The 11,872-nt window shown below is 46.5% G+C and carries 9 protein-coding genes; 5 read left to right on the top strand and 4 right to left on the bottom strand.

Annotation, left to right across the window (positions count from 1 at the left end; genetic code table 11):
- Positions 1–24: 24 nt before the first annotated feature.
- The 5 genes from FJD32_RS02445 to FJD32_RS02425 all read left to right on the top strand — a co-directional run bounded on the left by FJD32_RS02445 (position 25) and on the right by FJD32_RS02425 (position 4,854).
- On the top strand, positions 25–363 hold the full coding sequence (locus FJD32_RS02445; RefSeq protein ID WP_140907582.1) for a hypothetical protein: 339 nt from the start codon (positions 25–27) through the stop codon (positions 361–363).
- A gap of 195 nt (positions 364–558) precedes the next feature.
- On the top strand, positions 559–861 hold the full coding sequence (locus FJD32_RS02440) for a type II toxin-antitoxin system HigB family toxin (protein ID WP_140907583.1): 303 nt from the start codon (positions 559–561) through the stop codon (positions 859–861).
- 31 nt (positions 862–892) lie between these two features.
- Positions 893–1,264 (top strand): transcriptional regulator, encoded by a 372-nt coding sequence (locus FJD32_RS02435; protein ID WP_000354815.1) that lies wholly within the window; start codon positions 893–895, stop codon positions 1,262–1,264.
- 25 nt (positions 1,265–1,289) lie between these two features.
- Positions 1,290–3,698 (top strand): DEAD/DEAH box helicase, encoded by a 2,409-nt coding sequence (locus FJD32_RS02430; RefSeq protein ID WP_140907584.1) that lies wholly within the window; start codon positions 1,290–1,292, stop codon positions 3,696–3,698.
- A 469-nt stretch (positions 3,699–4,167) separates the two neighbouring features.
- A complete protein-coding gene (locus tag FJD32_RS02425) occupies positions 4,168–4,854 on the top strand; it encodes a hypothetical protein (protein ID WP_140907585.1) in 687 nt (228 codons plus the stop codon).
- Positions 4,855–5,104: 250 nt separating this feature from the next.
- On the opposite strand, the gene FJD32_RS02420 is transcribed toward FJD32_RS02425, so the two are convergent.
- Genes FJD32_RS02420 through FJD32_RS02405 form a run of 4 tightly spaced genes read right to left on the bottom strand, consistent with a single transcriptional unit; the run spans position 5,105 to position 11,860 of the window.
- Positions 5,105–8,347 carry a DEAD/DEAH box helicase gene (locus tag FJD32_RS02420; RefSeq protein ID WP_140907586.1) on the bottom strand — a complete coding sequence of 1,081 codons (3,243 nt, stop codon included), beginning with the start codon at positions 8,345–8,347 and terminating at the stop codon, positions 5,105–5,107.
- A complete protein-coding gene (locus tag FJD32_RS02415) occupies positions 8,344–9,141 on the bottom strand; it encodes a hypothetical protein (RefSeq protein ID WP_140907587.1) in 798 nt (265 codons plus the stop codon). The genes FJD32_RS02420 and FJD32_RS02415 overlap by 4 nt, the downstream gene beginning before the upstream one ends.
- Complete coding sequence (locus FJD32_RS02410) at positions 9,141–10,295, bottom strand: restriction endonuclease subunit S (protein WP_240199982.1); 1,155 nt, start codon at positions 10,293–10,295, stop codon at positions 9,141–9,143. The genes FJD32_RS02415 and FJD32_RS02410 overlap by 1 nt, the downstream gene beginning before the upstream one ends.
- A complete protein-coding gene (locus tag FJD32_RS02405) occupies positions 10,292–11,860 on the bottom strand; it encodes an N-6 DNA methylase (RefSeq protein WP_172884640.1) in 1,569 nt (522 codons plus the stop codon). The genes FJD32_RS02410 and FJD32_RS02405 overlap by 4 nt, the downstream gene beginning before the upstream one ends.
- Positions 11,861–11,872: the final 12 nt, after the last annotated feature.

The following is an 11,872-nucleotide window of genomic DNA, read 5'->3' as shown; positions in this document are numbered from 1 at the left end:
AGCTTCAAGTAGGAAGGATATAACATGCAATTTATGATGCGACTCGCCCCCATTACCTTTCCAATAGCCATGCTGGCAGGCCTTGGCTGGTGTATTGGCATTGCCTTACTCGAGCAATCTCATGGCCTAGGCTACACACTAACCCGATATTGCCTGACGACATTGGTGGTTCTCGCCCCGTGGCTGACGCTAAAACTCACGTTCTACGTGATTGTCAGCCTAGGACGTAAACTAGGACTCATCCCGCCTGCACGCCCAAAGTACAGCCTAGGTTATGAAGAATCACTCTATTGGTTCAGAGTATTGGCGTTCTTCGATGGCAAACGCAGCCGTATGCCGAAAAAGCCAATCAGGCGAAATTAGCAAGCCCCCGTTTGCTCACTTACTGTGGGCAGTTGGGACAATGGGGCAAAACTAGATACAGCAAGCTTTAGAGGGTGAATAAGAGGTAATTAAACTGCCCCAAGGAATGGGGCAATCGGGGATGCGGTAACAACTCCTAACCGCATCAAAAATTCCAAACTTGCAAAAGTCCCAAAATGGGACTAGCATCTATTTATGAGAATTATCGCATTATCAACCTTAAAAACATTTTGGGAAGACAGCCCAGAATACATTGACGCGAAAGAGCCAACGTTAGCGTGGTATAGGCATGCATTAAACGCTGATTGGGGATCACCGGCGGATGTGAAAGAGGACTTTGGAACTGCCAGCATCCTCAAAGATGGGCGTGTCGTGTTTAACATTGCCGGTAATAAATACCGATTAGTCGTTTGGATCAATTATGCCTACAAGGTGGTTTACATACGGTTTATCGGCAGCCATGCACAATACGATCAAATTGATGTGCAAACGATTTGAAGCCAAAAGGTAGTAACAAGAGGTAAATATAATGGACATCAGACCTATTAAAACAGATGCCGACTACCGCGCGGCATTAAACGACATCGAAAACCTAATGATGGCGGAGCCAGATACCGTTGAAGGTGAAAAGCTGGACATTTTGGTTACGTTAGTCGAGGCCTACGAAGCAAAGCATTTTCCAATGGATTTGCCAGACCCTGTTGAGGCAATAAAGTTTGAGATGGAGCGCAAAGGCTTAACGGTTAAAGATCTTGAACCCATGATAGGTAAAAGCAATCGTGTTTATGAAATCCTAAACCATAAGCGATCACTCACGCTAAAAATGATTTGGAAACTTCATGAAGGGTTAGGTATTCCAGCAGAGTCGCTGATCAAACCACCGCAAGTTCGCGCCTCATAGTGCTTCGAATCAAAATTAGTTTGTTATGAATGACGCTCGCTACCCAAACATTTCTGCTATTGATAACAGGCTAGCTGAGCTTGAAAACGAAAAGCAGCAGCTTCTCGCATTAAGAGAGGCTTTGCGTAGCGCTCAAAACGAGCGTTCAGTACAGACATTCACGCCAGAACAAAAAGTCGCCCTATTCAGACAACGATTTCGTGGGCGAGAGGATATCTTTGCCAATCGTTGGCAAAACCAACAGGGCCGAAGTGGCTACTCCGTAGCCTGTGATAATGAATGGGTAAACGGGGTTTGCAACAAACCCCGCATTAAATGCCAAGACTGTTCACACCGAAAGTTTAGCGAACTAAACGAGCGCATTATTTACAGGCACCTTGCCGGTCATCAAGTGGTCGGGCTGTATCCCTTAATGAAAGATAATACGTGCTATTTGTTGGCAGCCGATTTTGACAAAGGCTGTTGGCAAGAAGAAGTCAAAGCAATGTCCAAAGCGTGCCAAGCGTTTGATATTCCGCACGCGATAGAAATCTCGCGCTCAGGAAACGGGGCGCACTTATGGATATTTTTTGAAACCAATATCCCCGCTAACCAGGCTCGGGCACTGGGTTTCGCTTTGCTTGATAAAGCCATGGAAATATTTCCAAATCTTTCGTTTGACTCCTATGACAGGCTCTTTCCTAACCAAGATGTACTTCCTGAAGGCGGGTTTGGCAATCTCATTGCGCTACCACTTCAAAAGGAGGCTCGCCTTTCAGGCCGTAGTTGCTTTGTTGACAGTGATCTGAATGCCATCGATGATCAATGGCAGTACCTTGCTGGGCTTAAAACGCTCACTCAGTCGAGTATTGATCAACTCATAACAACCATTTCACCCAATACCCTATTGCTGTCCGAACAAGGGCTAACAGACAACCGCCCTCCTTGGGAAATCACGGCCAAAGCCGCACCAATAAAATTAGAGTCTTTGCCGAAAAACGTGACCATTACCTTGGCCAACCATATCTACTTTTTGATGAGCGAGTTACCTGGGCCACTACTGGCAGGTCTAAAGCGATTAGCGAGTTTTTCTAATCCTGTGTTTTTTAAAACACAAGCGTTGCGCTTTTCAACCCATGGCATTCCAAGGTTTATTTCCTGTGCTCGTATTGAAAACGGTTATCTAGCTCTACCGCGAGGCTGTCTTGATGACGCGATTGCTTTGCTACAAGAGCAAAATATTTCGCCTCTATTTGACGATAAGCGTGAAACCGGCAAACCATTATTGAAACTTAGCCCCGAGTTCACTTTGCGAAAGAACCAGCGTGACGCAGTGGCCGCAATATCTAAACACGACTTTGGTATTTTGCATGCGCCCACCGCATTTGGAAAAACGGTTACAGCCATTGGTATGATCGTAAAACGCAAAGTAAATACCCTAATACTGGTTCATAGCCGACAACTGCTCGAACAATGGCAAGAGCGCTTACGCACGTTCTTACCCGAAGTAAACATTGGCAGCATAGGCGGGGGTAAAAGAAAGCCGAGTGGCATTATCGACATAGCCACCTACCAAAGCTTGGTTAATAAAAAAGACAATTCCATCACCCCTCTCATCCAAGACTACGGCCACATTATTGTTGATGAATGCCACCATCTATCTGCACCAAGGTTTGAAATGGTACTCAACGAGGTAAGAGCAAAATATGTATTGGGTCTAACAGCAACACCAGAGCGACAAGATGGTCATCAAAAGATCATTTTTATGGCGGCAGGGCCCATCCGCTACAAAGTGAAACAAAGCCCTGATGAGCAGTTTACTCAAACCGTGATGATTCATCAGCTCTACAATATGCCGCCAGCTGAGCTAATAAAAACAGATGAGCGCCCAAAAATAAGCGATGCCTACCGCTGGCTCGTCGATAACGAACAGCGCACGTCAATAATCGTCTCAGACGCCTACGAGTGTGTTCAAAATGGCGGACACCCGTTAGTCCTTACAGAGCGTAGAGAGCACGCAGAGTACATACACTCACGACTTACCGAGATGGGTATAAGCACTGTCGTACTTAAAGGCGCCATGAAAGCTGCGGAACGCAAGAACGCTGACAATCATTTGCAATCGGCTCAAGTTGTCGTCGCAACAGGAAAATATGTAGGCGAAGGATTTGACCTACCAAGACTGGATACGTTGTTTTTGGCCATGCCAATCGCATGGAAAGGCACATTGGCCCAATATGCCGGTCGTATTCATCGTGAATCGGAAGGAAAAACACAAGTGACCATTCACGACTATGTGGACTGCGCCCTCCCTATGCTGCAACGCATGTTTAAAAAACGCGAGAAAAGCTACAAAGCAATGGGGTACGCCCTTGAATACTTTGAGGGTAACAGTGACAAGCAACCTTCACTCAAGTTGGAAGACGCCTCTCCATCAAATCCCAAGTCAAAATAAACAGCAGCACTTCATTAAACACTTCCCCATGCCTTTATACCCATACGCCAAAACCACTATCCGTTTGGCTTTTGGATCGAAACGCCAAACAGGGAAATTAGCCCATTCACTGTTTGGCTTCTCGATTGAAATCCAACGCTGGTAGGCCTTGCTAATACTGGCTCAAAGCAAGGTTTGGCACTTTTTTCGCCCTAAACCAACCTCGACTCCAAAGTACAAACCGTTTGATTTTTTAAACCCAGAATGCAAACGATCGTTTGGCGTCTCGATTTTTTTGCACTAGCCAAATGCCGCCAAACAGCGCCGTATTGGACCATGTATATCAAACAGTTAGCCGCACACAGGCCATCAGGAGAAACTGTTTTGACTGGTTAGTTTGATGGCCATTTCTTTCATCTAATTCACCACCGAGTCTGCACCCGACCACTGAAAATAGACGGCATGAAAAACCAACAAGGTGATAAGTGACGTGTTATGGGCAAGTGACAACGACTGGAATAGAGAATGGATACAGCAGGTGGTCGCTTTACTGGTTGGGCATGACGTGCTTACCCTCTACCCAGCACTAAGCCAGTGCGATAATGCCGCCGAACGTTTAACCCGCTGGCTGACCTTTCAGTTACCGCGCGTTAAACAAGCTCACCTTGGCTGCCCGATTCACCAATGGCTGAATAGCATTGGCGCACAAGAGATCGTAGAAAAATGGCAGTACCCCGAGCAATGGCCAAGCCTGTATTGGCTACCTTTACCTGAGGTTGATGGCCACGCCCAAGGCGGGTTAGTTCTGTTACCGGCACATTTTTTACCGATATATGAGGATGGCACAACTCAAAACAACACATTACCAGCCAACACACCGGCCAACGCCTGTATTTTTTGGTGCATCACGCCTTTATCTAAAACAGGAAAGCGCGCTACCTTGCACCCCAAACAGCAAAATCGCGCCTTTTGCCTGCCCAGTTCGCCGGAGCAAATGGGCAAATCATGTACGGGGTTATTACTGAGAGGTTTGAGAAAAGAGAGCCAAAAACGAAACTGCAACGTGATCAGCAACCAGATTAACCTAGCGCTGCTGCACCACCTTTGTGGGCCGGAGAATGATGTGTGGTTGAAAGCGAATTTTGGTGCCGTAACTCATTACGGTACCAAAAATTAGAAGCCTGAAAAAAGAGCAACCCCTCGCAGGGCGCTGATCTAACGGGTAGCGGGAGGGGTGTTGTTGATGCGATTTTAATATTAACAATGCAAAATGGCCATCTATTCGTACCATCTCGTGTTGATCCACGAAATGGTTAGTAATCTTTAACTGCTTGATTATATGGACATTAGTAATTAACTATTTTTTACTGAAATTACCTGGCACCGACATAAATGTCGGTACCATCCTCTAGAACAAGAAGGACTTTTTAAGCTTCACCTGAAAGCCGTTTCCATACTTTCAAATAGTCTTCGCCGGACAGCGAGGAATTATCAGGTTTCAAACGCGCCCAATCATCCGGTTTCAAAGACTTCAGATATTCGCTGGCTTTTCGAGGCGACAGAGTATTTTCTGCACCGGCTTCAGTTCGAGCCTTAAAGTCTTCACCGGCACGTTCAGCAATACTACGCGGAACGCTGTTCATGCGCATCAACACGCCTTCTTCGGTTTTCACCCCATGGTAAAGCATCGCTGGGAGGTTATTTAATCTGCGCTTTTCTTCGTCTGTCATGGCTTCAAAATCAAGCCCTGAAGTTGGCATTTTGCTTAATGCCGACAACCCCCAAGCGCCATTATTGGCCAAATCTCTATAAACTGCTCTGCAAGCTTTAGATATTTGATCTGTAAGGCTATCACCTTCAAAGTAAGTCTTCGCTATAGATTCAATGGAGCTACCTGTTACCCAAGCCTGGGTAATATCAGCAAGTTTACGATGACTATTCCCCTGTCCTTTGCTGATCTCTCGTAAACTTTCTTGTAACTGCGGAACCCGCAGCATAATCCCCATCAAGCTTGGCAGCACAGACTTCGATTTATCGCCAAATAGACTCGAAGGCTCCCAATCTGCAAGCGTTAACTTGTTTTCAAGGTTATTCAAATCCAATAAAGTTGAACGAACCCCCTCAGGAGAGAAGCCTGTAACATCAGCAAGCGAAGCATTTTCTGGATGCTCAGCTAACTTTCTAACATACCCTTTAGTAGCTTCAAGAAGCGCGTCAGCTTTCTCTTGCGAGGCTTTATCAGCTTTAGCGCGAAGAGAACCAAACCCGTAGGTATTTCGCAGTAATTGTTCAGCTTCACCAATTACAGCGTCCAAGTTACGTTTTTCATTCCATAAATGAGCGATATAGCTTCTGAAGTCTGCCCATTGTTCTTGCTGCATAACCCAAGATAAGTTTGCTAATTCCCCCGCAGCTTGAAGATCATCCAGCATTCCTTCCAGGCGAGAAACTAACGATGCAGTTGCATCACTAACATATTTCCGGATCTCATTCGGCTGTGCACCTGCTGCAATACCGATAACGCCTACGCTATCATGGCCGATACGCCCAGCTCGTCCCGCGAGGTTCCAAAATGCCCGATGCGACATTTCATTGCCGTAAGGCAATTTTCTCGTCGCAAGAAAAACAGATGAAACAGGGAAGTTAAGCCCTTGTGCTATGGTTGTCGTTGCGCACATCACTCGAATATGGCCAGCTTCTGTAAGCCATTCGATTAATGAAAGCGCCTCAGCGGGTAAGCCTGCATGATGCACAACAACACCTTTTGACAACATATCAATTAGCTCAAAGTCCTCACTAATCTCAGCCGCAAGAAAACGTTGAACCAGTTTAATGTCTTCGTGCACCTGAACTAAAGGTTCAAGCTCTGCGGCAACTTTACGAGCAATACTCCAAGCATCTGGAATTGTCTGCGCTACAGCAATACTGGTACCACGCTTAGAGAAAACCTTAGCCATAGCAACAGCCTGTGTTGCGAGCCCCTTAGCGCTAGAGTACGTCAGTTTTTGCAGAGGGCGGTTACCATCTACATTGTGGATTCCTTTAAGGTGAATCGTTCGTTGAGTGGTCGTCAACGTTTCAAAACTTAAATTCCAATCACCACGTTTTTCACCTTTATGAATATCAAATAAGCCAACAATTCTCTCATTCGGTTGCCAAGCAGAGGTGCCCAAGCTGATGCTTCGACCACGATCAGCGGCTAGCCATTGAGCTAAATCGTTAGCATTCGGCACAAATGGCATCAAGAGTAAGAAGTTTGCCCGAGGTGATTCTTGCTTAATCGTTGCAAGCAGAAGTTCAATGCGCAAGCCACGAGACTCATCTTCAATATTGTGAGCTTCATCCATCACAACTAAGGCCAATGGGCGAGCGACTTTTTTGTTTCTCATCACCAACTGAAGTTTCTCAGGTGTTGCAACCAAAACCTGAAAAGCACGTGCTTCACCCAAAAGCGCTTCTTCAAAAGCATCAACCTCAATCGCGCCAGTTAACGGCTCAACTTGAATACCTAATGGGCCAAAATCTTCACGTAATCGTCGGGTAATTTGAGAAACCAAAGCACGAGTTGGCGCAACATAGGCCACCCAACCATCATCCTGATCAAATTGATTCAGCGCTTGCAACATGCGGAATTGTGCCAGCGCGGTTTTACCGCCGGATGTAGGCAAATCAACAATTACCGCTCTACTGGCTTGATCGAGTAAACCTTGCTCTTGCAGTGCCGCTCGTTGCGGTGGTAACAGTTCAAATAAGCTCTTGTGCTTAGTCACATGGGAAACAAAGCGTGTCACACGGGAGTTAACCGTATGCGCCACCCACCATAAAGAGCCAGCGACCATTTTTCGGCTTGCGACATGTAACCAGCGTAAAATCATTTCGAGCTGCGGGTCTTTCGAGGCTTGTGCCGCTTTTTGCGCCGCTTCAAAATGCTGATCTAATTGTGCATCGATCGCTACCGGTTCGCCTTGCAGCATGTACACCGCTAAACGCTCTGTTGCTTTGGCCCAGTGATAAAGCGCCACTAAACGCATTGCTATGCTTTGCGCCTCTGCACCTTGAGTTTGTTCTAGTAACGCTTTTTCGTAGTTCGCTTGATCGTTTCGTAAACCAAGTACAATCTCTGAAATCTGATCTAAGTCGTCCCAGCGGTTTTTACGTAGTAGTCGTAACCAACAATCAAAAATTCGGTAAAGCAGACGCTTATCCCAAGTAACACCTGCCACACTGGGTACTGCTAATGTACTGTTCTGCTCTTCAAACCATCGACGTAAATCGGTCCAGCGATCGGCGCAATACGCCAAACCCGACACATGCAACACATGAAACAAGCGCGCCTCATTGTCACTCGGTACGGGTAACACACGATAAAGCCCGAACGCTCGAAACGCGCCAGCTTGTGCAAGCTCACGAATATTTTTATTGTCCTGATTGGCAACAGGGTGCAACAAAGCGCCAATGCCTTCGATCGCGGCCAACTCATACGCTGTTGCTACTTGCTCTAACAAGTCACTGTCAAACTCAGTTGCCGCATGTTCGAGTAGATTACCCAGCGCCACATCAACCAAGCGCCGCTCCGCCATTTCCATAGCCGTATCACGCCGCTCAGCGCTAATGGACTGAACAGCCCAATGCTGATCTACCTGTAGTAAGTGCTCTTGTGAAAGCGTCATGACGCCTCCTGCATAGCCGCTTGAGCACGAGCAGACAGCGTACCAATCATGTTTAGGGGAAGGTATAAAGCGTACATTTCAATATCAGTTTGCACTGGACAATCGGCCGCCAGTGCTTTTGCTCGGCCAGCAATATCAGAAGCGCTTGGGGCAATATCGCGCACCAAAACACCATAAACAGCAACGTCCGTTGTGTTCGAGTTCAAATAGCGTTTGGCAGCGCTTTTAAACATCGGTTCCCACGGTGCTCGCACCGCATGGAGTCCTAAATAACGTAAGAGGGCATCTTTTACTTGGCGATTATCTCGTAGCCCAAACAATTGGGTACCCAAGCTGGTCATCACGCTTGGCGGCGCTTTGTTCTCTTCAGATGTTTTTACTTCACCAAACGCAAAACGGTAGGGAAGCTCAGCATCGTTTACAGGTTGAAATCCAGTCAAATCGCACCCTGCTGGGCTGGCGTTCGGGTTTTTAAGATCACGCCCTGTGGGCCACGGAAACACGCAATTGCCTTTATCTGCCACAAAGGCTTCAGCAATGGCCTCGCCTACTCGCCAATTATCTGGCACGGTTTCATCGTTCAGCGCTTGGCGTAAACCCTCTTGCTCAAATTCCGTGCTCACCACACTGCCAAGTAACTCCTGAAGCTCATCATTGCCTGCGGTATCTTGCAAAATATGCTTTACGGGGCCAGCTAACATCTCGCTCACTTGCTCGTCCTGATAAGACAAGCCATGAGCAATCACAGGCTGGGTGCCAGCATCATAAGCAAGCGTCGGTGCAGGCATAGACATTAAACCAATTCTCCCTTAAAGGCTTTATCCAAAATTGAAGGCATCAGAGCCTCTAACTCAGTTGCATTTTCTGATTGAGCTTGTTTAATTTTTTCAACATAGCTTTGCAGTTGATTAAACCAAAGCTGCTTATCGTAATCGGGGACAGGAACCTTAATTTTCTCTAATCTTTTCATCGCTAAGGTTCGGTTTCGGTCTGCACTACCAGGCGAAGCTGCCTGTACTTGTTCAATACCCTCTTGAGTCAGAAGATAAAACGCCAGAAAGTTTGCAGTTGTTACCCCTTCTACAGGCACACATGTGATATACCTGTGCGACCCAACTCGACCGTGTTCATTATCTCCTGCAGCAGCAATAGCGCCTTCCCAAGCCTTAATATTACTCAAGACCAGATCACCAGAGTGGACGGTATACAGCTTTTGCCAATCGAGTTCCGCACCGATTAACGTGGGCTTGTGGAAAATACCTTTACCGAAAGACCTAGCACCCAGTTCTGGATATTCACCATCAACTGTAATTTCAATTTGTCTTCTAACAATCGGAGCCACTTCCGACATCGGCTTATAAACAGCGCCCTCAATTAGTTTATGAAAGGCACTACTCAGCATTGCTTGCGCATCTATTAACAAGGACTCTCTTAACTCGCTGATTAAACCTGATTTCAAAGACAGGTTTTCAATCTTGCTAACAATCTCATCCTGAACTGATAAAGGCGGCAAAGGAATATTAATATCGAGAAACTTCTCAGGTTTAATCCTATTTTTTCCGCTGGTACCTCGAGATTTCTCGTCACATAAGTTCCAAAACCAACGAGTCTTGGTTATCCAAAAAAACCATTTCGGATTTATCTTTTCTTTATTAGGCAGAAAGAGGGGAAACTCACCAGAGCAATAGCAACCTGCAAGCTCAGGAGTAACTAGACTGACACTACCATTTCTTGCCCAAATTTTATTTACGATGATATCGCCCGATTCCACTTTATTTAGGAATTTATATTTCGTATCACCACCGTCGATAGTTTCACGCTCATAAGCGCCTTCGCCCCAAAGACGAACACCAATCTGCCTATAGCTTTGACCTGCTATTGGCGGTTCAGGTCTATCAATGCGTTCAGCGATACTACCTATCGGCACACAGTCCCAACCAAATTTCACAGTTTCTCTCCCAAAGAAGACTTTATCTCCTCCAGCAACTGAGTAATTCTCTGCTCGGTTGTCAGCATTTTATCTATCAACTCTCTAGGCGCTTTGTGCTCCATTGCCTCAAGACTATTTGGGTTCTTAATATCTAAGTTAACTGAAACCAACTTACCGCTATCGTCATATTGAATAACGTCTTGTGCTTTCACTGACCAAGCTTGGGCGTTTTCCACACGGCTAGCCCACCACTGTAAGCAGTCTTCGAATTCGAAGTACTCCATTGGTTTAGTCTTGGTGTATTTTTTTCTGCCTTCTGGCGTCGATATTTGGTAATACCAAATATCCTCGGTTGGGCCAGAACGATCGAAGAAGAGTAAGTTGCCTGCAATATCGGTATAAGGCGCGAATACCCCTTCCGGCAAACGAACAATGGTATGCAGATTAAAGTTTTTTAACAGCTCTTCTTTAATGCGTGCGCTGATACCATCACTGAATAACGTGCCATTTGGCACAACAACCGCGGCGCGGCCACCATTGTCTGAACCATGACCAGGGCGTTTGAGTTTACGCATGATCAATTGAAGGAACAGCATTGCGGTTTCGGCGGTTTGCATGTCTTCCGGGAAGTTACCAAGAATGCCTTTTTCTTCCTCACCACCAAACGGTGGGTTGGTTAAGATCACATCTACACGATCTTTGTCGCCCATCTCTCGTAGTGGAAAACGCAGGCTATTTTCTGGGTCAATTCTTGGGTACTCCAAACCATGCAATAACAGGTTCATTTGTACCAACAGGTAAGGCAACGATTTGGCTTCACCGCCAAAGATACTGCTTTCTTGCAATACTTCGCGGTCTTCGACTGTTTTACACTGGCGCTCTAGGTGTTCGAACGCTTCAACCAAAAAACCACCCGTGCCGCAGGCTGGGTCCAATACAGACTCACCCAACTGCGGGTCCATCACCTCTACCATAAAGCGAACCACTGGACGTGGAGTATAAAACTCGCCGGAGTCGCCAGCAGCATCACGCATTTCACGCAACATGGTTTCGTATAAGCGGCTTAAGGTGTGCATCTCTTCAGATGAGTTGAAATGAATGCCGTTTATTTTGTCGACAACATCACGTAATAAATAGCCGTTGATCATGCGGTTTTGCATGCCTTTAAACACGGTCGCAATCACATCTCTGCGATCACCACCGTTGTCACCTTGCAGGCTACGCAAGTAGGCAAACAAACCTATGCCACGGGTACCATCAGGTCGCATTGCTTCGTCGTTGTTAATAAAGGCAATTAACTCGTCGCCGGTGATACCACCTTCAATTGCTGCCCAATCTCGCCAGCGGTATGGCGCTTCGATGGCTGGCTGGAAGCTTTTTCCTTCTAGCACGGCTTCGGTTTCTCGCATTTGTTCTAAGTCGTCGAGAAACTTCAAAAACATGATCCAAGTGAGCATTGGCAGGCGGTCGAGATCGCCATTTAAGCCTTTATCTTTACGCATGATTTGCCGAGACGATTTAACAATCGCACCTAATTGCTGGGCGGTGGTCATCGGCTGATCTGCTTTCTTTGTTCGTGCCATAAATCGTGTCGT

Origin of the sequence: Shewanella sp. LC6 (assembly GCF_006385735.2) — a bacterium.
In the GTDB taxonomy this organism is placed as follows: Bacteria; Pseudomonadota; Gammaproteobacteria; order Enterobacterales; family Shewanellaceae; genus Shewanella; species Shewanella xiamenensis.
The sequence above is the reverse complement of the archived record's forward strand: the minus strand, read 5'-3'. Positions and strand labels throughout refer to the sequence as shown.